This window comes from Flavobacterium sp., assembly GCF_035195345.1.
Lineage (GTDB): Bacteria > Bacteroidota > Bacteroidia > Flavobacteriales > Flavobacteriaceae > Flavobacterium.
Map to the genome: position 1 here is coordinate 201,152 of NZ_CP136574.1, position 24,563 is coordinate 225,714.

Consider the following 24,563-nt stretch of genomic DNA (forward strand, 5'->3'; position numbering starts at 1 on the left):
TAGGTTTGTTGTTTTATTTATCGTTATAGATTTTTTTATCAATAATTAACTCGTTGATGATTTCAGCTACTTCCATAAAATGAAGTAATTTTTCCTCACTAATATTTTGTCTTACAGCTTCATTAAATCGAAGTACAGTTTCTTTAGAAAGTTCTCTTTTTTCTTTGCCGTCTTTGGTTAATTGTATAATTACCCCTCTACCGTCAGTTGGATTTTTTTTACGGGTAATTAATCCTCGTTCTTCCATAGATTTTAAGGTTCTGGTTAAACTAGTGGCTTCCATTCCCATTTTTGGGCCTAACGTAGTGGAAGGAGAACCTTTTTCTCTATCAATACTTAACAAAGCAAAACCTGTTGCCATTGTTGCTCCGTATTTTGCAGCTTCCTCGTTATACATTCTAGCAACGGCTTGCCAGGTTGTTCTTAATGCATAATCTATAGTTTTATCTTTCATAGTATATAATCAAAACTTTTTCAAATATAAAAAAAAATACTATGCATGCATAGTATTTTCTGTGTTTTTTATAAAATTTAACATTTTAATAAAATAAAGCCCACAATTTGTGGGCTTTATAATTTTTATCCATAAATTTTTTGATACAAATCAGCATATTTTTCTTTAATAATTTTACGTTTCAATTTCATGGTAGGAGTAAGATGTCCGTCTACAATTGACCAAACATCAGGAGTAAGTTCAAAACGTTTAACTTTTTCCCAATTACCAAATTTTTCATTGCAATGGTCAATTTCTTCTTGAATTCGGTCAATTACCATTTTATTGGCACATAATTCTTCATTAGTATTAAATTTAAGATTGTGTCTAGTAGCCCATTCTCTAACAAATTCAAAATTTGGCTGAATAAAAGCAGCTGGCATTTTTTCTCCGTCACCAATTACCATTATTTGTTCAATAAAACGCGACTGTTTGAAAGTATTTTCTAAAACTTGAGGTGCTACATATTTACCACCTGAAGTTTTGAACATTTCTTTTTTACGGTCGGTAATTTTTAAGAAACCATCGGCGTCAATTTCACCGATATCACCTGTGTGGAAATAACCGTCTTTTAAAACTTCGCTAGTTTGTGTTTCGTCTTTGTAATAACCAATCATTACGTTTGGACCTTTACATAAAATTTCTCCATCTTCAGCAATTTTAACTTTAACTCCGTCTAATACTTTACCAACTGAACCAACTCTGAAACCTCCATTTCTCATATCGTTTACAGAGATTACAGGAGAAGTTTCCGTTAAACCATAACCTTCCATAACAGGAATATTAGCAGCGCAGAAAACTTTTGTTAAGCGAGATTGTAATGCAGCACTTCCTGAAACTAGTAATTCTAATTCGCCACCTAAACCTTCTTGCCATTTAGCGAAAATTAATTTTCTAGCAATTTTAAGTTTAAATTCATAAAATGCACCATTTTGTTTGTAAGGTTTATATTCCATTCCTAAATCTAAAGCCCAAAAGAAAAGTGCTTTTTTGATTCCGGTTAAATCCGCTCCTTTAGCATAAATTTTATCATATACTTTTTCTAATAAACGAGGTACAACCGACATAACATGTGGTTTAACCTCTTTTAGATTGTCAGATATTTTTTCAATACTTTCCGCAAAGTAAATTGATATACCATAATATTGGTATAAGTACGTCAACATTCTTTCGAAGATATGACAAATAGGTAAGAAGCTCAAAGCTCTTGTACTTCCTGCTCTTAAAGGTACTCTTGGAGCACTCATCAAAACATCGGAAACAATATTTTGATGACTAAGCATTACACCTTTTGGTCTTCCTGTAGTTCCAGAGGTATAAATGATTGTCGCTAAATCTGTTGTTAATACATTATTTTTTCGGTCTTCAACGACATCTTGGTTGTCTGTATTTGCACCTAAATCTAAAACTTCTTTCCAACTTTTACAACCTGCAATATCATTATAAGAATACACTTCTTTTAATAATGGTACATTAGATTTAATGCTTTGTAATTTCTCATAGACTTCAAGGTCAGAAACAAAAACGTATTGTGATTCTGAATGATTTAAAATGTATTCGTAATCTTCGGCAGAAATTGTTGGATACATTGGAACGGTTTGAGCACCAGTTTGTAATACACCAATATCTGTGATATGCCATTCAGTTCTATTATTAGACGAAATGATTGCTATTTTATCATTTTTATTTACGCCTAATCGAAGTAGACCTCTTGAAATCGCATTGGCTTTGTCTAAATATTCTTGGGTAGAAGTTTTTACCCATTCATTTCCATATTTAGTAACTAAAGCATCTTTTAAATTATACTTTTCTAATTGGTAGTAAGGAAAGTCAAATAAGCGTGTGATATTGTTCATAATTCGCAATTATTATTTTATGCAAATTATAAAAATAAAATTAATAAAACAATTTTTTATATAATTGATAATCTTTAGATTATAATTTTAACAATACTAAAATAGTATGCTTGCCTACTAATTTCTACATTATTTGAGAAAGTGTAATAAAAATTATTGAAACTATTGCTAAAAAGATACCAAAGTAGTTCCATTTTGTTATTTTTTCTTTAAAAATTAAAATCCCAGCAATACTACCTAAAATAATTACTCCCATATTCATACCAGCAAAAACAGTGGATGGATTTTCTGATAAAGCTTTGTGAGCTTTTAAATAGAAGAGAATATTTCCGAAATTTAAAATTCCTAAAGCTAATCCCCATAGTATATTTTTCAATTCTAATTTTTCTTTTTGAACAAGTATTTTTCCGATTAGAAATGATATGGAAATTACAAATGCACCACAAAAGATTATAAATAAAGAAGTAGTAAAGTTAAATTCTTTTAAAACAGCTACCTTTTTAAATAGAATATCAATGATTCCAAATCCCAATAAAACCAATAATGGATATACCCAATTGTTAGATTTATTATCTGATTTTTTATTCAATGTAAAAAATATAGCTGAAAATCCGACTATAAATCCGATAATTTTTAGTTGACCAAACGTTTCATTAAATATAAAATAGGAAGCAGTTAACGGAATAAACAAAGACAATCGTTGGGCAATATCAGTTTTAACAATCCCAGTTTCTTTAATTGACTTGGCTTGAATTAAAAAAACAATTGGTAACAAAATCGCTAATCCAATATAAAGCGAATAAGGGATTGTTTTTTCTTTGAAAGTTAATTCGGGTTGGTAAGTAAAATAGGTAAGGAGTAGAGCCGAAAAATAATTAAACGTAATAATTTGAAAAACAGATAACTGCATTTTTTTGGCTACTTTTAAAAATAGGCCAACAGTTACACTACAAATTACACTTAAAAGTACAAACCACATGAATTTTAATTTTTGCAATATTAGTGAAGTTTTAAGCAAAAAGCGATAAGGTTATTCAAATCAATGCTCTTTTTTAGTAAAAAATGGGATTTATATAAATATTATCCTTGATTTTATAACAATAGTGAAAAATAATTAACCACCTTTGAATGAGTTGTAATTCTAGTTAAAAGAAATAAAGCAATTCGGTTAAATAAAATGAAAAAGCCAAACGAGTTTATCGAAGTCGAAAAAGGAAAAATTCACATAGTTGTAGAATTAATTGAATACATACCAAATGCAGTGGTAAGTAAAACAATTATAAAAAAAGTAACGGGTAATGTTACAGCTTCATCTTTTGATGCAGGAGAAGAGTTAGATGAAAAAAGATCGCCTTTTGATACCTACATTCAAATTATTGATGGAGTAGCTGAGCTAACTATTGATAAAAAGAAGTTTAAATTAAAATTAGGAGATGGCATGGTAATTCCGGCACATTCTAATCACCAGTTTAACGCAAATCAACAATTTAAAATGATTTCAACAGTAATAAAAAGTGGTTATGAAGATTAAATAAATAGAGCAAAAATTAATTTGCACTTAAACAAAAAACAAAATGATACTCTATATTAAATATATGGTTAGTCTTCGTTGTAAAATGATGGTCAAAGAAGAACTAAAGAAAATAGGGTTACATCATGTTATCGTAGATTTAGGAGTTGTAGAAATTTTAGAAGATATAACTCCTGTTCAATTCGATATACTTAAAAAAAATTTAGCAATGTCAGGTCTTGAATTGTTAGACGACAAAAAAGCTATTTTGATTGAAAAAATAAAAGATGTTATTATCGAAATGGTTCATTATACTGATGAATTACCAAAAGTAAATTATTCTGAATACATTAGCGATAAATTACACCAAGATTATACTTACCTATCTAACATATTTTCAGAGGTAAAAGGAATTACCATTCAACAATTCATAATTAATCATAAGATTGAACGCGTTAAAGAGTTGCTCTTATATGATGAAATGAATTTATCTGAAATTGCTTATTTACTAAACTACAGTAGTGTTGCACATTTATCTGGACAATTTAAAAAAGTTACAGGATTATCTCCATCCTATTTTAAACAACTTAAAAAGAAAAGAAAATCTCAACTTAGAGATAATCTTGAAAACATTTAATTGCAAATGTTTGTAAATGTGTGATTTATACAATATTTACTTTTATTACTATAACACATTTTTATTAGTAAAGTATAACCTTTGTTTTATAAGATTATAACATTTAAATATAGTAAAAATGGAAGCAAAAGCAAACAAAGGTTTAGAAGTTTTTAAAATCTCTGGTGATTGGAAACGACAAGCAGATAAATTGAAAGATAAATTTCCGCAATTAACAGATGCTGATTTAAAATTCCAAAGTGGTAGAGAAGATGATTTACTTGAAAGAGTAGAGGCACGCTTGCACAAAAAACGAGAGGAAGTAATCAATATTATAAGAAAAGGGCAACCAACAGCATAATAATTGACTTTTTTTTGTGGGCAACTTAGTAACTAAAAAATGCTAAGAATACACATAATAGCCAATAAAAAGGCGTAGGTGATTATCGTCTACGCTTTTTTTATTCTTCTAACACAAAATCACATGATACAAATAAAAAAAGAAGGAATTCTTCTAAAAAATACGGAACTCCCATTTGAAAATGATAGTGTTTTAAATCCAGCAATTCTAAAAGACGGAAATACAGTGCATATGTTGTATCGAGCAGTTAGAAAAGGAAATTATTCCACTATTGGATATTGTAAATTTGAAGGACCTTTACAATTGATACAACGCAATAATACGCCACTACTGATTCCTTTTTCTGATGCAGAATCAAAAGGAATTGAAGATGCTCGAATTGTAAAAATAGATGATATTTATTACATAACATATACAGCCTATAATGGTATCAATGCTTTAGGTACGTTAGTAACTTCTACTGATTTGTTAACTTTTGAGCACCATGGCATTATTGTTCCAAAATTTACTTTTGATGAATTTAAGCGGTTGGCGGAATGTAATAATTTGGTAAACGCCAAATATTTTCGTCATGTACGACATTTTAAACACAATGAAGAAGTTTTTCTTTGGGATAAAGATGTTATGTTTTTTCCAAGAAAAATAAATGGAAAATTAGCTTTTTTGCATCGTATTCGTCCCGGAATTCAGCTGGTTTTAATTGATAAATTGGAAGATTTAACTAAAGAATTTTGGAATCAATATTTTCTCCATTTTAATGAACACATTATTCTGGATCCTATTGGTATCAATCATGAATCAGGTTTTATTGGCGGTGGATGTCCTCCTATTGAAACTGAATTCGGTTGGTTACTTATTTATCATGGTGTTTTTGATACTTCGGAAGGTTATATATATTCTGCTGCAGCTGCTTTATTAGATATTGATAATCCTACAAAAGTAATTGCAAGATTATTGAATCCATTGTTTGCTCCTGAGCTAGATTATGAAAAAAACGGCGTGGTATCTAATGTAGTTTTTCCAACGGGAACCGCTTTATTTGAGGACACACTTTACATCTATTATGGTGCTGCAGACAAATGTATTGCCTGTGCATCTTTAAGTTTAAAAGCTTTATTACAAGAACTTTTACTAAATCCAACATAAAATGAGAGCTAATTTTTTTCCCATCTACAACAATTCATTACTCGTTTATAACGAAGCTAAAAACAACCTGAAAACAAGTAATTTAATGGAATTTATTAAAAATTCTAAATATGAACTAGTTCCAGTTGTTCAAAAAACGTTACCTGAAATTCTTTTTATTACTTCTTATCCACCAAGAGAATGTGGTATTGCAACTTATACGCAAGATTTAAAAAATGCGATACAAGAAAAATTTGGAAGTACATTTTCATTAAAAGTATGTGCATTAGAAGCATCTCAATCTAATTATTCATATTCTGAAGAAGTAAAATACAAACTAAATACTGCAATTCAAGAACAATATGCTGATTTAACTTTAAAAATCAATGCTGATAAAAATATTGCCATGATTTTTTTGCAACATGAATTTGGTCTATTTGGAGGAGATTATGGTGATTATTTGTTGAAGTTTATGAAACATTTAAAACGTCCAATTACTACAACATTTCATACAGTTTTACCAACTCCAAACGAAAAACTAAAAAAAGTAGTTCGTAAAATAGCAGACTATTCAGATTATTTAGTTGTAATGACTGCAATTTCAAAATCTATTTTAATGACCGATTATGGGATTGCTGAACGAAAAATTTCAGTTATTTCGCATGGAACACATTTAGTTGCTTCTTTTGAAAATGGTATAAAAAAAACAAAAAATCAGTTCAGTGATAGAATTGTATTGTCAACATTTGGTTTGCTAAATGAAGGTAAAAGTATTGAAACAGCTTTGGATGCTTTGCCTAAAATTATCGAAAATTTCCCGAATGTTATTTACTTAATCATTGGAAAAACACATCCAGAAGTTGCAAAAAGAGAAGGCGAAAAATACCGTAATTTTCTCTATAACAAAGTACACGATTTACATTTAGAAAACAACGTTCGATTTATAAATAAGTATTTGTCTTTGGAAGAACTAATGTGTTATTTACAACGCACAAAAGTTTATTTATTCACTTCTAAAGATCCAAATCAAGCGGTTAGTGGAACATTAGCTTATGCGATGGCTTGCGGTTGCCCAGTAATTGCAACGCCTATTCCTCATGCCAAAGAATTTTTAGATGGTGCTGGATTCAATTATGATTTTCAAGACGCTAGCCAACTGGCCGAAAAAACCATTGAATTACTTTATAATCCAAAATTATTACGAGAAATGCAATTAAATGCCTTGCATAAAATTAGCCCAACATCTTGGCAAAATTCGGCGATTACTCATATTGATTTAGTTAAAAATAATTGTCAAAAACATAAAATAGTTTTACAATATCAAATACCAAAAATTTCTTTAGATCATATTAAACGAATGACAGCAAAGGATGGAATAATTCAGTTTTCTGAAATTGCAATCCCTAATCTTAATTCTGGATATACTTTAGATGACAATGCAAGAGCTTTGATTGCAGTTACAAAACATTATGAATTAACTAATTCTGAAGAAGATTTAGAATTAATAAATACCTATTTAACGTTTATATTATTTTGTCAGCAAGAAGTTGGTAGTTTTCTAAATTATGTGGATATAGATGGTAATTTCACTTCTAATAATATATATGAAAACTTAGAAGATGCCAACGGAAGAGCCATTTGGGCCCTTGGTGAATTCATTTCTTTTAAAGATACTATTCCAAACCATTTAATTAGAAAAGCAAAGTTTGCTCTTGAAAAAGCATTACTACATTGTCATAAATTGCATTCACCAAGAGCTATTTCTTTTGCAATTAAAGGATTGTATTTTTATAATTTGGACAGACAAAGCCAAAGAATAAATCATTTAATTACATCATTGGCCGATAATTTAGTTTCAAAATACCGTGGAATTTCAGATAAAAATTGGAAATGGTTTGAAGATTATCTTACCTATGCCAATAGTATTTTACCAGAAGCAATGTTGTTTGCTGGTTTGAGTACAGGAAGTGAGTTGTATAAAGATATCGCAAAAACTTCATTTGACTTTTTGTTGTCTATAATTTTTAAAGACGATCAAATCAAAGTAATTTCTAACCAAGGTTGGTACCATAGAGGAAAATCGGTCAATCAATTTGGCGAGCAGCCCATTGATGTAGCTTACACGATTTTAGCGCTTCAAACTTTTTATCAAGTATATGAATATGAAAATTATAAAAACAAAATGAAGATAGCTTTTGATTGGTTTTTAGGAAAAAATCATTTGAATCAAATTATTTATAATCCAAAAACAGGTGGATGTTATGATGGCTTGGAACAAAATCATGTCAATTTAAATCAAGGAGCTGAATCAACAATTAGCTATTTACTTTCGAGATTAGCAATGGAAAACGCATTAAAACCAATAACTGTAGAGCCTTTATTTGAAGAATATTTTCAAAATGAGTGAATCATGTAACTTATATAATAGATTGTGTAACACATTTTGAACGTTCTGCTCGCACCTTTGTAATATAAATTAGAACTATTAATAGTAAGGTTTGAAATAATATTACGCATATAACTTAAAATAAAAAAAAATGAAAAAAGTAATCATAATGATTGCATTAGTAACACTTTCAGTTACCAATTCAAAGGCTCAAGAATCAACATTGACAGATAATCGTGAAAAATTATTTTTCGGAGTTAAATTAGGTACAAATTACTCCAATGTTTATGATTCAGAAGGAGAAGATTTTGTTGCAGACGGAAAATTTGGTTTAGTTGGTGGTGTTTTTGTATCCATTCCGTTAGGAAAATTTATTGGAGTTCAACCCGAAATTTTATTTTCTCAAAAAGGATTTAAATCATCAGGAACGTTTTTAGGAACAGATTATGAAACTACCAGAACAACAGATTATATAGATATTCCGTTATTTTTTGCAGTTAAACCGATAGAATATGTTACTCTACTATTTGGACCACAATATTCTTATTTGTTAAAACAAAAAGATGAATTTACAGGAGGATCATTAAGTTCTACACAGGAAGAAGAATTTACAAATGATGATATTAGAAAAAATACATTCTCGCTTATTGGTGGAGTAGATTTGAATATTAAAAATCTAGTTTTTGGAGTACGTGGTGGATGGGATTTAAAAAATAACAATGGTGATGGAACGTCTACAACACCTCGTTATAAAAACATGTGGTATCAAGGAACTGTAGGTTACCGATTTTAATTTTTAAAAATATAAAAAATGGAAAATTTAAATAACAAAGGAAGATTAGTTGTTGGAAGTTTATTGGTTGGAGCACTAATTGGAGCTACTGTAGGTGTATTGTTTGCACCACATAAAGGTAAAAAAACAAGAAGTAATATAGCAAAAGGATTAAAAAATAGTGCTAACAAATTCAAAGATGAAATAAGTAAAGATAGCCAATATTTGAAAGATCAAGCCATGAACTTTGAACATCAATTAGAAGACAAAATGAATAAAATGGGCACTTCGTTTAAAGACAAAGCAAACGAATTACTGCATAGCGGTTCTGATCATGAAATGATTAAAAAATAATTAATAAAGACCATGGTTTCATTTTTAAATCACAATTTGATAATGTGTTTGTAAGGGAAATATTTAATGAAATGTAGATAACATATATGACTTAAAAAATAAAAATTTTACATATACGAGATCGCCATTAACAAGAAGTTTGCTTAAGCAAACACCAATAAATAAAAAGGCGATACCATATATGACCGCTAAAAAATAAATTTTACATATATGAAAAAGAAATCATGGTTTTATAAAATAACAAAAATGAAAAAAAATAGTGCAAAAACAATTATTGCGTCATGCTTAATAGGTTTTTTAATGAACAGTTGCAATAACTCGCCTACTGAAAAAGTAGAAGATGTAAAAGAAGCAACTAAGGATTTAATTAATGCAGAAGCAGATTTAGAACAAGCTGAATATGATTCAATTAATGATTTTAGAATCTTTAAAGAGAGCATTCAGTTAAAATTAGATGAAAATCAAAAAATTGTATCTGAGTTAAAACTTAAATTAAATTCGAAAGGAAAAGCTGAACGCGATATTGATGAAGTTAAAATCAACAAATTAGAAAAGCGAAATTCTGATTTAAGACTTAAAATTGAAAATTACGAACAAGGTCCAGAACAAAAATGGGCATTATTTAAAGTAGAATTCAATAGTGAAATGAACGATTTAGGAAAATCAATTTCAGAAATGGCCGAAAATAATATGAAAAAATAATAAAAATGAAAACGAATTATTTAGTTCAAAAATTAGTACTTTTTTTAGTATTGTATTTTGTCTTATCGCTAACATTTACGTCTTGTTCCAAAAAAATTCAATTTGAAAATTCAAATGTAGTTCCGGCAGCAAGGGGAGATATATCGGTTAAGAAAGACAAAAATAATAACTACAACATTCAAATGGAGGTTTCATATTTAGCCGAACCAGAACGATTGCAACCACCTAAAAAATATTATGTAGTTTGGTTATCATCATCAGATAATCAAATTCCTTTAAATATTGGTCAAATTGTAGGAACCTCCAAACTTCATGTAAAGTTTGAAAGTGTTTCTTCATCCAAACCAAAACGAATTTTCATCACAGCAGAAGACGATGCCAGTACACAATATCCTGGGCAATATGTTGTGCTTGAAACGGATAAGTTTTAGTTTTTTTGGGGTTAATTTGAAAAACTGCTTTCGGGCAGTTTTTTTGTAAAAGAAAAGCTCTCGTTAAGAGAGCTTTTCTTTTATTTTTTATTTTCAATCCATTTTCTAGCATTCACAAACGCTTCTAACCAAGGCGAAACTTCATCTTTTTGTCCTCTTTCTGGATAATGTGCCCAATTCCAAGGGAAAGTTGAACGCTCTATGTGTGGCATCATCACCAAATGTCTTCCAGTTGTATCACACATCATGGCTGTATTGAAATCAGAACCATTTGGATTCGCTGGATAACCTTCGTATTCATATTTTGCTACAATGTTATATTTCTCTTCTGAATAAGGTAATTTGAATTTTCCTTCTCCGTGCGAAATCCAAACACCTAAAGTAGTTCCTTCTAACGTTGATAACATCACTGAATTATTCTTTTGAACTGTCACCGAAGTAAAGCCACTCTCGTGTTTGTTCGAAGTATTGTGGTGCATTTTTCCATGAACTTCGTGTTCTGGATTTATCAATTCTAATTCCATTAACAACTGACAACCATTACAAATTCCAACAGAAAGCGTGTCTTCACGTTTGTAGAAGTTTTTTAAAGCTGTATTTGCTTTTTCATTGTATAAAAACGCTCCAGCCCAGCCTTTAGCCGAACCTAAAACATCTGAATTCGAAAATCCTCCAACGGCTCCAATGAATCGAATGTCTTCCAATGTTTCTCTTCCCGAAATTAAATCGGTCATGTGAACGTCTTTTACATCAAATCCTGCTAAATACATAGCATTTGCCATTTCGCGTTCTGAATTACTTCCTTTTTCACGAATGATTGCTGCTTTTGGTCTTGGTTTTGACCCATCAATCACAGGTAATTTTCCATCAAAATGCGATGGGAACGTGAATTGTAATTTTTGGTTTTTGTAATTATCAAAACGTGCTGCAGCCATTCCGTTTTTAGCTTGTTTCGAATCTAAAAGGAACGATGTTTTAAACCAAGTATCTCTTAAGGTTGAAACACTGAATGTTAAACTATCATCTCCGTTGATAACCGTAAACGCATCGCCATCGATAGCCGAACCAATTTTGAAAATTTCAATATTATGTTGTGCGAAAGTCGCTTCCACTTCAGTATTTGCTTGGAAAACAACTCCTATATTTTCATTAAATAACGCTTTAACCGTATCTTTTTCTCCTAAAGAACTCAAGTCGATTAACGCACCTAATTTATCATCTGCAAAACACATTTCTAATAAAGTTGTGATTAAACCACCGCTTCCAATATCGTGTCCTGCTTTAATTTTTCTTTCTTTGATTAAATCCTGTAAAACGTTGAATGCTTTTTTAAAGAATTCGGAATTTTGAATCGTTGGAACATCATTGCCAATTTTATTCAATACCTGAGCAAATGAACTTCCACCTAATTTAAACGAATCTTGCGATAAGTTGATGTAGTAAATGTTACCTCCGTTTCTTTGTAAAACAGGTTCAACCACTTTCGTAATATTTGAACAATTTCCAGCTGCTGAAATAATAACCGTTCCAGGCGCAATTACTTCATCATTTGGGTATTTTTGTTTCATCGAAAGCGAATCTTTTCCTGTCGGAATATTGATTCCCAATTCAATAGCAAAATCAGAACAACCTTTTACGGCTTCATATAAACGAGCGTCTTCTCCTTCATTTTTACAAGCCCACATCCAGTTAGCTGATAAGGAAACCGATTTCATTCCTTCTTTTAAAGGAGCCCAAACCAAATTTGATAAAGCTTCACCAATAGCTGTTCTTGAACCCGCTACTGGATTTACTAAAGCCGAAATAGGCGAGTGGCCAATCGATGTAGCAATTCCTTCTTTTCCTTTGAAATCCAATGCCATTACACCGACATTGTTTAAAGGCAATTGTAATGGTCCAACACATTGTTGTTTTGCAACGCGTCCGCCTACACATCGGTCAACTTTATTAGTTAACCAATCTTTACAAGCTACTGCTTCTAATTGTAAAACTTGACTTAAGTAGCTTCCTATATTTTCTTTTGAATATTCTAAATCTGAGTAATTTGTTGCAACGGTTTTATCCGTCATAATCGTTTTTGGCGAACTTCCGAAGAAATCTTCCAACGCATAATCCATTGGTTTTACACCTGTTGATTTTGATTCAAATGTAAATCTATGGTCGTTAGTTACATCACCCACTTGATACATAGGAGAACGCTCTCTGTCGGCAATTCTTTGTAAGGTTTCAATGTCTTTTTCACCAATAACCAATCCCATTCTTTCTTGCGATTCGTTTCCGATGATTTCTTTTGCTGAAAGAGTAGGGTCACCAACAGGTAATTTATCTAAATCAATTAATCCACCAGTTTCTTCCACTAATTCAGATAAACAATTCAAATGTCCACCCGCACCATGATCGTGAATGGAAACAATTGGATTGTTGTCACTTTCTACCAAACCACGAATGGCGTTGGCAGCACGTTTTTGCATTTCTGGATTCGAACGTTGGATCGCATTTAATTCAATTCCTGAACCAAAAGCACCAGTATCCGCTGAAGAAACTGCAGCGCCACCCATTCCAATTCTATAATTTTCACCACCTAAAATAACGATTTTATCGCCAGCAGTTGGTTTCTTTTTAATGGCTTGATCTAATTTTCCGTAACCAATTCCACCCGCTTGCATGATCACTTTATCATAACCAATTTTACGATTGTTTTCTTCATGTTCGAAAGTTAAAATAGAACCCGTAATTAAAGGTTGCCCAAATTTATTACCAAAATCTGAAGCTCCGTTGGATGCTTTTATCAAAATATCCATTGGTGTTTGGTACAACCAAGGTCTTTCTGCCATACCATTTTCCCAAGGACGCTCATTTTCTAAACGAGAATAAGAAGTCATGTAAACTGCAGTTCCTGCTAAGGGTAACGAACCTTGCCCTCCCGCTAAACGGTCACGAATTTCTCCTCCTGAACCGGTTGCAGCTCCGTTGAAAGGCTCCACTGTTGTTGGGAAATTGTGTGTTTCTGCTTTTAAGGAAAGAACTGAGTCAAATTCCTTTTCTTGGTAGAAGTCTGGCTTGTCAGCACTTTTTGGTGCGAATTGTGTTACTTTCGGACCTTTTACAAAAGCTACATTATCTTTATAAGCAGAAACAATATCGTTTGGATTTGTTTCTGATGTTTTCTTAATTAATTTGAATAATGAAGTTGGTTTTTCTACGCCATCAATCACAAAAGTTCCGTTAAAAATTTTATGACGGCAGTGTTCTGAATTCGCTTGTGAGAAAGCAAAAATTTCAGAATCGGTTAACTTTCTTCCTAATTTTGTAGAAAGATTGTTTAAATAATCCACTTCTTCAGGGCTTAATGCTAAACCTTCTGATTTGTTGTAAGCGTTAATATCTTCAATATCCAAAATCGCTTCTGGTTGGATATTAATCGTATAAATTTCTTGATTTAATTCCGAATACTTTTGGGAAAGCATTGGATCAAAATCGTTAAAATCGGCAGCTACTTTTTCAAATTCCTCAATACGAATGATACCCGAAATCCCCATGTTTTGGGAAATTTCTACAGCATTAGTACTCCAAGGCGTAACCATTGCGGCACGTGGTCCAACAAAAAAATCCGACAATACGGATTTTTCTATTTTATGTGCGTTGCCAAAAAGCCAATTTAATTTGTTGATGTCTTCAGTCGATAATTCGTTTTGCGTTTGAACCGCAAAAACGGTTTTGGATTGGTTTCCGAAGAAATGAATCATTGTAGTTTTGTTTTTAAAGACAAGTTTACCTTATCTGTATGTTTGTGTTGTTGTTGAAAGTACAAATTTATTCTAAAAAGTTAGAAGTTCAAAGTTTTAAGACTGCATAAAAACAAAAAAAGCTGTTCTTTTTTGAACAGCTTTGTATTTATTTGTTGAAAACTATATTTTGCGTTTCGAAACTACTTGCATTGATTTGAATTCTTTGCCATCTTCCAAAACATCAAACATTTCCATTTTTTGGTTGTTATCGTCAATATAGGTAATAACTTCTTTTACATTTTTAGCCTTTTTAGTTACTGGGTCTACCATTTCTCCATGAAAAGTAGATGTTTTTGTTGCTTCATCATATTTTCCGCGAGTAACCATCATTCCAGTTCCCATATTGTCAATCCAAGTTGATACAAATTCTTCAGTTGCATTATCAAAAGCAACCGTTCCTTTTCCTTCAAATGGCATTCCAAACATATCTCCAGAATAAGTTCCTTCTTGATATTTACCACCCATAATCATTTTGTAGGTTACGGTAGCTGTAGATTTCATTTCTTGTGGATTGTCTGGCGACCAAAACGTTAATTCAGCATCCCAAGTTCCCGTATCTTTAGCTAATATTTCATGCCCTTTTGATGGAGTGGCATAATCTGCCCAGGCCTTAGCAACGGTCGCAGAATCAGGTTTTGTTTCAGTAGTAACTTCCTCATTAGTTATTGTTTCGGCTGGTTTTTGCCCTTCTTCTTTTTTGCAAGAAACAAATGTTAAACCAATGATTAAAAGAGATAAAGAGAGATTTTTCATAATTGTAAATTATTAATTAGTTATTCAAAAGTAATCCAATTATAAGCGCCAATATCAGTAGCGCCACTTCTTGAATTATTTAAAATATCATTAAAAGTAGAGTAGATGTTATTAGCAGTACCTTTGGCTGCCGAATCTTCTCCAATGATTAATTCATTATTTGAAGCATCTTTAAAATCGGGTTTATTTACAGTTGAATTTGTAGCAATCAAACAATTTACAAATCTCGGATTTACTGAAAATTGATACAATGTATTGTTTGCAAATTGATTACTATAATCGGCAAATTTTATTAAACAATGATCAAAATTATATTCAAAAACAGTTCCTCTTTTCTTAAGTGATAAACCTAAATTTGAGGATCCATAAATTATACAATTTTTAAAATTGGCACTGGTTAAGGCTTCAATTTGTTCTCCAGTTTCAGTTTCTATATAATCATCTAAAATAATGCATGTTTGTGTTGAACTAGCCCAGTAATTTGCAAAAGTACAATGAGTGAAATCATAACTACCCCCATAACTACCAGCAAAAGCGGCTTGTCCACAATTGTTAATTACGGTGTTTTTACCTTCAATATTTCCTGTTCTTGCTAAAATACCAACATTAGAGCAGTTATAAATTTGAGTGTTTTCAAGAGTTAATGATGGTGTAGAAGTACCATCATTTCCGGAAACTAAAATCCCAACAGTAGCATTTTTAATAGTTAGATTTTTAATTTGATTATTGGTGCTTCCTTGTGTGAGCCAAATGGTTCCCCATTGCCCAGGAACTTCAGAAAAATCTGGTTCTAAACGATCGCCTTCGAAGATGACTTCGTTTTCTAAAGCGGCTGTTGTTGAATTGCCGCCATTAACATGGATAGAGGCATTATTGGCTACGATTAAGCCTGATTCGGCATGAAAATGAATTCGAGCACCTGCATCAACCACTAATGTCTTATTAGAAGGAACCGCTGCATAACCATATATCACATAAGGTTTTGTGTTGGACCAATGCAATTCATTACCATTTACTGGATTGCTTTCTTCTAAAAATCGACCGCGAATGGTAATAGGATCGCCATTGCCATCTATTCCTAAGTTTAATTCGTCATAAGTATAGCTTTCATCTGGATTTTGAACTCTACCAGGGTAAATAAAATAAGCATCTTGAATCAATGTAACTAATTCTACTTTTTGATGATTACTATTGGTTTCTTCACCAAATAATATTTGATCGGTATATAAAAAATCGGTTGGGTTTACATCGGCAACTTCTGCAGTTACCGACACAAAAATATACATGCTATCTTTTGCTAGAAGTTCAACATCTTCAAATACTTGTCCAGCCATACCATCAACCATTAATCGGTATTTTGAAGCAGTTCCTTTTTTTAGTCGTAATGAAGGAATTGAAATGTTTTTATCACTTCGGTTATACACTTTTAAAGTGTAAGTACTTGATCCAATGTCAGTAAAAACAGTATCTAAATAAACCGTGTCCTTCGAAAATTCCAAACCACCAGTTTTTGATTCAAAATCAAAATCGTTTCGGCAAGAAGTCACAGAAACGACTAAACCTATTAATAATAAAAGTAATAAACGACGCATGTAAAGAGTAATTTTGGTAAATGTAACTATTAATTTTAAATTTTTAAAAACAATGAACTTTTTACTTTAATACTTTATAAAAAAAACTTTGTTCAAGAATAAATTTTTATTAAATAACTTAATTTTATAAAATTTATTTTATTTTCAACTTGACAATGTAAACTTAATGTTCAATATATTTAAAAATAAAATTTGTATTTAACGCTTTCATATTGCAAAACTACTTTCCGATACAGAAATTCGCAAAAATATTCCCCAATAATTCATCATTTGTAACTTCTCCAGTAATTTCGCCAAATAAATACAATGCACTTCGAATATCAATCGCCATCAAATCAGAAGAAAGTCCTGAGTTTAAGCCCCATTTCACTTTCTGAATTTCCTCTAAAGCTTTTAATAAAGAATCGTAATGACGCGTGTTGGTTACAATGGTTTCGTTATTACGTAATGCACCTGTGTTTACAAAGGACATCAATTCATTTTTTAACTCTTCAATACCTACTTTTTGTTTTGCAGAAATGAAAATTGAATTCTCAATTTGTGATTCTAGATTTTGAAGTAAACGCTCTTCTAGTTTGTCTTTTTTATTAAATATTGTAAGTAAAGCTTTTTGTGGGTATTTGTTTCTAATTTTTTCAACTTCCACTTTTAAAAGTTCTAAGCTTTCCATTGTTAATTCTGTGCTGTCAACAAGGAACATTACAACTTGCGCTTGCTCAATCTTCTCAAAAGTCTTTTGAATCCCGATACTTTCTACATGGTCTTGTGTTTCACGAATTCCTGCCGTATCAATAAATCGGAAACCAATGCCATTGATAACCAATTCATCTTCAATCGTATCACGAGTTGTTCCTGCAATATCGGAAACAATGGCGCGTTCTTCATTTAATAAAGCATTCAATAAAGTCGATTTTCCAACATTCGGTTCGCCTACAATTGCTACAGGAATACCGTTTTTAATTACATTCCCAACCGCAAACGAATCAATTAGTCGTTTTAAAACAAACTCAATGCGTTCTAACAATTCATAAAATTGCGTTCTATCGGCAAATTCAACATCTTCTTCGGCAAAGTCAAGTTCGAGTTCGATTAGGGAAGCAAAATTTAATAATTCTTCACGAAGTTTGGCAATCTCGTTACTAAAACCACCGCGCATTTGTTGCATAGCGATTTGGTGACTCGCTTCATTATCTGAAGCAATTAAATCTGCTACAGCTTCCGCTTGTGATAAGTCTAATTTACCGTTTAAAAAAGCGCGTAACGTAAATTCACCAGCTTGCGCCATTTTAGCTCCTCTACGAAGCAATAATTGAATAATTTGTTGTTGGATAAAAGTAGAACCATGACACGAAATTTCAATCACATTTTCTCCAGTATACGAATTAGGTCCTTTAAAAATAGAAAGCAGTACTTGATCATATACTTTGCCATTATCGACTATATGTCCTAAATGAATCGTATGCGTCTTCTGTTTTGTAATATCTTTTCCAGAAACCGATTGAAATACGTCAGCCGCTATCGTAATAGCATCTTTACCAGATAATCGAATAATAGCAATCGCACCCGCTCCAGACGGTGTAGCTAATGCAACTATAGTTTCTTGTGAAATCATGTTCTAAATTTAGATTGCAAAGATAAATTAAAGTCGGAAGTTAGAAGTTAGAAGTTGGGAGTTTTTTTAGTTACACAAAGTATCACAAAGTTTAGCACGAAGTTTCACAGAGTTTTCTTTTGCTTCCTTTGCGAAAAAACTTTGCGTCCTTTGCGTTTAAGCAAAATTTAAAAAACCACTATAGCCTAAGCCAAGTGGTTTTTAAGTTAGTTAGGGTTGGTAATAAGATTTTCAGTTAGCACTGTAAAATCAAATATTGTGAATTAGTTGCTTAACATTACTGGCATTACAAGCATTGTAACTGTTTCGCCTTCGTCTAAGCCGTCTACTGGAGTTAAAATTCCAGCACGGTTTGGCATCGACATTTCTAATTGGATTTCATCACTTGATAAATTATTCAACATTTCTGTTAAGAAACGCGAGTTGAAACCGATTTGCATGTCGTCTCCTTGGTAATCACAAGTCAAACGCTCATCTGCTTTGTTTGAATAATCGATATCTTCAGCCGAAATATTCAACTCAGTTCCAGCAATTTTTAAACGAATTTGGTGCGTAGTTTTGTTAGCAAAAATAGCCACACGACGAACCGAGTTTAAAAACTGAACTCTGTTGATTAATAATTTGTTTGGATTTTCTTTTGGAATAACCGCTTCGTAGTTTGGATATTTTCCATCGATTAAACGACAAGTCAATACATAATTCTCGAAAGAAAATGTTGCATTTGAATCGTTATATTCGATTGAAACTTCAGCGTCAGAAGCGCCTAAAATTCCTTTTAAAATGTTTAAAGGTTTCTTTGGCATAATAAAATCAGCAACTTGCGATGCTTTTACATCGGTGCGCGCGTATTTTACTAATTTGTGAGCGTCAGTTGCTACGAAAATTAATCCTTCTGGTGAAAATTGGAAGAAAACACCACTCATTACAGGGCGTAAATCATCGTTTCCAGCTGCAAAAATTGTTTTACTTACTGCAGTTGCTAATACTTCTGCAGGAACTAATGTTTTGGAAGGATCATCTAATACTACTGCTTTAGGAAATTCTTCTCCTGGAGCGTATGCAATTGCATATTTTCCAGAGTTCGAGCTAATTTCTACAGTTGAATTGTCTTCTACGGTGAAAGTTAACGGTTGTTCTGGAAATGTTTTTAAGATATCTAATAAAAGCTTCGCTGGAATAGCAACACTTCCTTGACTTGTAGAATCAATTTCTAAAGTAGCTGTCATGGTAGTTTCTAAATCAGAAGCTGAAACTTTTAATTGGTTGTTGTCTAATTCAAAAAGGAAATTATCAAGGATAGGCAAGGTGTTACTACTGTTGATAACACTACCTAATACTTGTAATTGTTTTAATAAATACGAACTCGATACTATAAACTTCATCATCTTGTATTTTAAAATCGTGATTTGATTTTATATTTTACAAATATATTCTAATTCTACTCAATCGCAAAAACATTTTTATTAACAACTAGCGACTGTATTTTCTTTTACGCAAGAAAGTGAATAAAAATCCAAAGATTGCCAGAATAACTATTGGTAATCCGACAGTTATCAATTGAGCTGCGGTGTAATTTTTATATACTTCTTCTTTGTTTAAAAGAGGTAAATCAACATCTTTGCTTCGGATGTTAATAAGTCCGTTGTCGTCTAGAAGGTAATTTACACAATTCATCAAGAACTCTTTGTTCCCATACAGTTGATTAGTCCACTTATCAAAACCTAATTCTAATGGTACGCCTTTGTCCATTTGATTTTTAACCACATCACCATCTGAAATCACAATCATCTTATTCTCTTTTCCAGTAGCTTGAAACGAATTATCTTTAAACGGTAATATACGATTTTGGTAAGCAGATTTGAATTTTCCTTCCATTAAAACTGCCACTGGAAGCAATCCTTTTCCTTCGTATTCTTCAGGAGTAGTTTCTTCTGTAACCATGTCTAAAGAGATTGGACTTGGCGTTCCAATGGTTTTCGAATATTCAGACGAACTCAATAAAACGGTTTTCTTAATATCATTTTTCAGGATTTCAATTGGGGAAGCAAATTCAAACTTAATCCCTTCCATATTTTTCACAATCGGATTGGTAGAAGTTGGATAGATAAACGGAGCAAATTTCCAAGTGTATTCTTGCATTTGTGTTTCGCTTCCTTGATTACCGGTTGCTAATTTGATAGGTGTAGCATATTCATCTTTAATCAATAACGGATTCATTCGAATACCGTATTTGAAGAACATATCTGTTAAGTTCAATTCACGTTGGGCTGCTAAAATGGTGCCGGTTTCGTTGTACAAGCTGTCCATGTCTGCCGAAATTACATCGACTAACCACAAGGTTTTGCCACCATTCATGATGTACTGGTCTAACACTTGTTTTTCTTCTTCCGTAAAAGCTTCGGTTGGCTTTGCAATTACAGCTAAATCGTATTTTTTAAGCGCTTCTAATGTCTGAGTCGGTTGTTTGGCTACCGAATCCAATGTAAAAGGTCCGATATAATAACTTTCTTTAACTGTTTTTAAGAAATCGGCCATGAAAGGCTCAATTAACTCACCATTCCCTTTGATTACGGCAATTTTCTTTTGTTTTTCTTTTGAAACTTTATTGATAGCTTCCGCAAAACCAAATTCCAAATGCTGCACGGAACTAATTACTTTTTGCTCGGTTGAAGCACCCATTAAGTTTTTAAGCAAAGCTATTTTTGTGAATTTATCGCCATACGTTGCTTGCGCCCATGGGAAAACCACTTCTTGCGATTGCTTTCCTTTATCTTCCACTGTGATGCTCAGTGGTTGCATGCCTTTTGCGTAAAATTCTTTCATTTTTTCTACTCGCGTTTCCTCTTTCTCAATCGGATTTTTGAAGTTGAAAATAATGTTCGAATTATAAGCCGTAAATTCCTCTAAAAGTTGTTTGGTTTCGTTTTGTAAACGCTTGAATTCTGGCGGAAAATTTCCTTCCAAATACACTTCAATGTATAACGGACTTTCTACATCTTTTATAATGTTTAACGTCGTTTCCGATAACGTATAGCGTTTGTCTTGTGTTAAGTCGAAACGTTTGAAAAAGAAGTTGCTGATTAAATTGATAACGATGATGGCTAAAATTACAATTCCCAATTGCTTTAAAGCTTGTGATTTATTCTCTTTCATTACCATTTCAAAGATTTAAGTTGATAAACCGTTGCCGACAAAAATAAAAATGTCACACTCACAAAATACACTATGTCACGCGTATCCAATACACCGCGACTCATACTTTTAAAGTGATAATCCATTCCTAAAGCAGCAAACATTGAACTGTAATTTCCAAGGAACGATGCAATGCCATCAAATCCGAAATAGAAAAAGAAACAACAAAAAACGGCAATTATAAATGCCACAATTTGATTATCCGATAAAGTAGAAGCAAAAATTCCAATCGCCGTATAAGCCGCAATTAAGAACAACAATCCGAAATAGGAACCTAAAGTACTTCCCATATCAATATTGCCTTGTGGATTTCCAAAATGCGAAATCGTCAATACATATATAATTGTAGGAACAATGGCTAGAATGATTAAAATTAGTGCGCCAAAGAATTTTCCGTTTACAATATCCCAATTAGAAAGTGGTTTAGTAAACAACAATTCTATCGTTCCTTGTTTTTTCTCATCCGAAAAACTGCGCATGGTTACGGCAGGAATTAAGAAAATTAAAATCCAAGGAGCCAATTTGAAAAACGGACTCATATCGGCAAAACCCGAGTTTAATATGTTGAATTCGCCTTCAAAAACCCAAAGAAATAATCCGTTGAGTAAAAGAAAAATCCCGATGACTAAATACCCAATTGGCGAACCAAAAAAGGATTTTATTTCTCGTAATAATAATGCTTTCATTTTTTATTGTTTGTTTCAGGTTTCAAGTTTCAAGTTTTTTAATTCTCAACTCTAACTTCTAAATTCTAATTTAATGTTACCAATCTATCAACACTCCAAGCTTCTGGTTTGTCGCTAAATAAAGTTTTAGTGTATGTCCAAACGCCATAAAACAAAGCCGATTTTCTGTAGTTTTCTAACGCTTCTTCGTTTTCCCAATAACTATACGTAAAGAAAATACGTGGGTCGTTTTTGTCTTGATATAATTCTAAGAAACGGTTTCCTTTGAAATTTCGTATGTGGTGTTTCACTTCTTCAAAATTATTTAAAAAAGCTTCGATTTTATCTTCGTGAAAACGCATTTTTACAATTCTTATGAACATAGTTTTGTTTTATTTAAATTTTACCGAAATACTATCTCTAAAATGCAAGCCTAACAAAGTAGAGGCTGAGCCCACCGTTTTGGGATTACTTTTATAAATAGCAATTTCTAAATACCCATTTTCGTTGAACAAAGCCAAGAAGTCGCCTTCTAAATCTTTCAGTTGCTTTGTGTCGGAAACAGGAAAATCAGAATAGCTTCGGTGTAAACGAGTTATTTTTTTATTTTTAATACTAATTTCAAATTTTCTTCCTCGAATCGTTTCATTAAACTGTTTGTGAGAAATATTAGTAACGCAATTTCCAAACGAATCGATATAAACAATTTGTCCTTTTATTTCGGATAAGTCATCGGAAATCGAAGAAGTCAATACGCTAACCTCTTTTAAGGATTTAATTTCTTTACCAATAACGTTTAATAGACCCCCTCTAGAAATATGACAAGCCACAGCTGCAAAAACAGCCATATCGCTCACATCGGTATTCAAGCGATCGTGAATGGTTATGGCAACAATTTTCTGCGGAATTTTCTTTTGTATTAAGGTGTTCAAGATGCCATTATCGGCACAAATAAAGTAATGATCGTCCCATTGCATTGCAATATGTTGAGTATCGCCCACGCGTTCGCTATCAACTCCAATAATATGAATCGTCCCTTTTGGAAAATTAGAATACGCGGCTTCAATACAGTAACTTGCTTCTAATGTGTTGAATAAGTCAATTTCGTGCGAAACATCAACAATAACCGCTTCTTTTTGTTCCGACAGAATTTTGCCTTTCAAAGCGCCTACGAAGTAGTCTTTGTGTCCAAAATCGGTAATTAGCGTAATTATTGACATTTTTTTGTTTATAACTTATTTGAAATACAATAGTAGTTTTTACTAAATTTGATTGCAAAGCTACTATAATTTTAGCGTTTCAAAAATAATTAAAAAAACAAAGCCTTTGAACGAAAGAATCATTGAATTAGTCGACATTGCTCCAAAAGAATTTTGGGGTGCGCAAGATGCTCATCTTGAAACCATTAAGAAGTATTATCCAAAACTTAAAATTGTAGCACGAGGAACTACTCTCAAAGCGTATGGTGAGCCTGAAATCTTGGATGAGTTTGAAAATCGCTTTAGACGATTAATGCATCATTTTACGAGGTATAACAGTATTGATGATAATGTTATCTTGAGAGTTTTAGAAACCAGTCATCAACACGATGCGGAACACATGCACGATCGCGATAAGATTTTAGTGCATGGAATAGGAGGAAAGCTAATCAAAGCAATTACCCTAAACCAACAAAAATTAGTCGATACCATTTATAAAAATGACATGGTATTTGCTATTGGTCCCGCTGGAACAGGAAAAACCTATACTGGTGTGGCTATGGCGGTGAAAGCGTTGAAAGAAAAACAAGTCAAGCGAATTATTTTAACGCGTCCTGCGGTAGAAGCAGGGGAGAATTTAGGGTTTCTTCCAGGTGATATGAAGGAAAAACTAGATCCGTACATGCAACCTTTATATGATGCATTGCGCGATATGTTACCACCACAAACCTTAGAAGATTATATTTTAAAAGGAATCATTCAAATTGCACCGTTGGCTTTTATGCGAGGTCGTACGTTAGATAATGCGTTTGTGATTTTAGATGAAGCGCAAAATACCACGCATTCCCAAATGAAAATGTTCTTAACACGTATGGGAAAAAATGCCAAATTCATGATTACAGGCGACCCAGGTCAGGTAGATTTACCAAGAAGAACCATTTCGGGATTGAAAGAAGCGATTTTGGTTTTGAAAGATGTAGAAGGCATCGGAATTATTTATTTAGATGATAAAGACATCGTCCGTCACAGATTGGTGAAAAAAATTATTGATGCGTATAAGAGTATTGAGAATAATGATTAGATAAGAGTTCAAAAAGAATTGAAATTTAAAGGGGTCGAATTCGATTCCTTTTTTTTATGAAATCTTTTTTGGAAG

22 protein-coding genes are annotated in these 24,563 nt (G+C 32.2%); 10 read left to right on the forward strand and 12 right to left on the reverse strand.

Features of this window, described 5'->3' with window-relative positions:
• Positions 1-13: 13 nt before the first annotated feature.
• The 3 genes from RSE15_RS00910 to RSE15_RS00920 all read right to left on the reverse strand — a co-directional run bounded on the left by RSE15_RS00910 (position 14) and on the right by RSE15_RS00920 (position 3,328).
• Complete coding sequence (locus RSE15_RS00910) at positions 14-454, reverse strand: MarR family winged helix-turn-helix transcriptional regulator (RefSeq protein ID WP_324069116.1); 441 nt, start codon at positions 452-454, stop codon at positions 14-16.
• 125 nt (positions 455-579) lie between these two features.
• Positions 580-2,349 (reverse strand): AMP-dependent synthetase/ligase, encoded by a 1,770-nt coding sequence (locus tag RSE15_RS00915; RefSeq protein ID WP_324069117.1) that lies wholly within the window; start codon positions 2,347-2,349, stop codon positions 580-582.
• A gap of 124 nt (positions 2,350-2,473) precedes the next feature.
• The gene (locus RSE15_RS00920; RefSeq protein ID WP_324069118.1) at positions 2,474-3,328 is read right to left on the reverse strand and encodes an EamA family transporter; all 855 of its coding nucleotides are present in this window, start codon (positions 3,326-3,328) and stop codon (positions 2,474-2,476) included.
• Between the two features lie 198 nt (positions 3,329-3,526).
• On the opposite strand from RSE15_RS00920, the gene RSE15_RS00925 reads away from it, so the two are divergent.
• The 9 genes from RSE15_RS00925 to RSE15_RS00965 all read left to right on the forward strand — a co-directional run bounded on the left by RSE15_RS00925 (position 3,527) and on the right by RSE15_RS00965 (position 10,606).
• Positions 3,527-3,880, forward strand: coding sequence for a cupin domain-containing protein (locus RSE15_RS00925; protein ID WP_324069120.1), 354 nt, complete (start codon positions 3,527-3,529; stop codon positions 3,878-3,880).
• 43 nt (positions 3,881-3,923) lie between these two features.
• Positions 3,924-4,496: a helix-turn-helix domain-containing protein gene (locus RSE15_RS00930; protein ID WP_324069121.1), complete on the forward strand. Its 573-nt coding sequence runs from the start codon at positions 3,924-3,926 to the stop codon at positions 4,494-4,496.
• A 118-nt stretch (positions 4,497-4,614) separates the two neighbouring features.
• Positions 4,615-4,836, forward strand: coding sequence for a hypothetical protein (locus RSE15_RS00935; protein WP_324069122.1), 222 nt, complete (start codon positions 4,615-4,617; stop codon positions 4,834-4,836).
• 123 nt (positions 4,837-4,959) lie between these two features.
• Positions 4,960-5,982, forward strand: a complete 1,023-nt coding sequence (locus RSE15_RS00940) for a glycoside hydrolase family 130 protein (protein WP_324069123.1) — start codon at positions 4,960-4,962, stop codon at positions 5,980-5,982.
• 1 nt (position 5,983) lies between these two features.
• On the forward strand, positions 5,984-8,368 hold the full coding sequence (locus RSE15_RS00945; RefSeq protein WP_324069124.1) for a glycosyltransferase: 2,385 nt from the start codon (positions 5,984-5,986) through the stop codon (positions 8,366-8,368).
• 130 nt (positions 8,369-8,498) lie between these two features.
• Positions 8,499-9,140 carry a porin family protein gene (locus RSE15_RS00950; protein ID WP_324069125.1) on the forward strand — a complete coding sequence of 214 codons (642 nt, stop codon included), beginning with the start codon at positions 8,499-8,501 and terminating at the stop codon, positions 9,138-9,140.
• An 18-nt stretch (positions 9,141-9,158) separates the two neighbouring features.
• A complete protein-coding gene (locus RSE15_RS00955; RefSeq protein WP_324069126.1) occupies positions 9,159-9,473 on the forward strand; it encodes a YtxH domain-containing protein in 315 nt (104 codons plus the stop codon).
• A 246-nt stretch (positions 9,474-9,719) separates the two neighbouring features.
• Complete coding sequence (locus tag RSE15_RS00960; RefSeq protein WP_324069127.1) at positions 9,720-10,175, forward strand: hypothetical protein; 456 nt, start codon at positions 9,720-9,722, stop codon at positions 10,173-10,175.
• Between the two features lie 5 nt (positions 10,176-10,180).
• Positions 10,181-10,606 carry a hypothetical protein gene (locus RSE15_RS00965; protein WP_324069128.1) on the forward strand — a complete coding sequence of 142 codons (426 nt, stop codon included), beginning with the start codon at positions 10,181-10,183 and terminating at the stop codon, positions 10,604-10,606.
• An 80-nt stretch (positions 10,607-10,686) separates the two neighbouring features.
• Here RSE15_RS00965 and purL read toward each other — a convergent pair whose 3' ends face one another.
• The 9 genes from purL to RSE15_RS01010 all read right to left on the reverse strand — a co-directional run bounded on the left by purL (position 10,687) and on the right by RSE15_RS01010 (position 23,428).
• On the reverse strand, positions 10,687-14,352 hold the full coding sequence (gene purL, locus RSE15_RS00970; protein WP_324069129.1) for a phosphoribosylformylglycinamidine synthase: 3,666 nt from the start codon (positions 14,350-14,352) through the stop codon (positions 10,687-10,689).
• A gap of 162 nt (positions 14,353-14,514) precedes the next feature.
• Positions 14,515-15,147: a DUF1579 domain-containing protein gene (locus RSE15_RS00975; protein WP_324069130.1), complete on the reverse strand. Its 633-nt coding sequence runs from the start codon at positions 15,145-15,147 to the stop codon at positions 14,515-14,517.
• A 20-nt stretch (positions 15,148-15,167) separates the two neighbouring features.
• Positions 15,168-16,739 carry a right-handed parallel beta-helix repeat-containing protein gene (locus tag RSE15_RS00980; RefSeq protein ID WP_324069131.1) on the reverse strand — a complete coding sequence of 524 codons (1,572 nt, stop codon included), beginning with the start codon at positions 16,737-16,739 and terminating at the stop codon, positions 15,168-15,170.
• Between the two features lie 220 nt (positions 16,740-16,959).
• On the reverse strand, positions 16,960-18,351 hold the full coding sequence (mnmE, locus tag RSE15_RS00985) for a tRNA uridine-5-carboxymethylaminomethyl(34) synthesis GTPase MnmE (RefSeq protein ID WP_324069132.1): 1,392 nt from the start codon (positions 18,349-18,351) through the stop codon (positions 16,960-16,962).
• Positions 18,352-18,614: 263 nt separating this feature from the next.
• Positions 18,615-19,733: a DNA polymerase III subunit beta gene (gene dnaN, locus RSE15_RS00990; RefSeq protein ID WP_073584276.1), complete on the reverse strand. Its 1,119-nt coding sequence runs from the start codon at positions 19,731-19,733 to the stop codon at positions 18,615-18,617.
• Positions 19,734-19,821: 88 nt separating this feature from the next.
• Positions 19,822-21,504 carry a gliding motility-associated ABC transporter substrate-binding protein GldG gene (gene gldG / locus RSE15_RS00995; protein WP_324069133.1) on the reverse strand — a complete coding sequence of 561 codons (1,683 nt, stop codon included), beginning with the start codon at positions 21,502-21,504 and terminating at the stop codon, positions 19,822-19,824.
• Positions 21,504-22,229, reverse strand: a complete 726-nt coding sequence (gene gldF, locus RSE15_RS01000) for a gliding motility-associated ABC transporter permease subunit GldF (protein WP_324069134.1) — start codon at positions 22,227-22,229, stop codon at positions 21,504-21,506. The genes gldG and gldF overlap by 1 nt, the downstream gene beginning before the upstream one ends.
• Before the next feature lie 65 nt (positions 22,230-22,294).
• Positions 22,295-22,591 (reverse strand): putative quinol monooxygenase, encoded by a 297-nt coding sequence (locus RSE15_RS01005; protein WP_324069135.1) that lies wholly within the window; start codon positions 22,589-22,591, stop codon positions 22,295-22,297.
• A 9-nt stretch (positions 22,592-22,600) separates the two neighbouring features.
• Entirely contained in the window at positions 22,601-23,428 is an 828-nt protein-coding gene (locus tag RSE15_RS01010; protein WP_324069136.1) for an SAM hydrolase/SAM-dependent halogenase family protein, read from the reverse strand.
• Positions 23,429-23,534: 106 nt separating this feature from the next.
• Here RSE15_RS01010 and RSE15_RS01015 point away from each other — a divergent pair, with 106 nt between their 5' ends.
• Positions 23,535-24,488, forward strand: coding sequence for a PhoH family protein (locus RSE15_RS01015; RefSeq protein ID WP_324069138.1), 954 nt, complete (start codon positions 23,535-23,537; stop codon positions 24,486-24,488).
• Positions 24,489-24,563 lie beyond the last annotated feature (75 nt).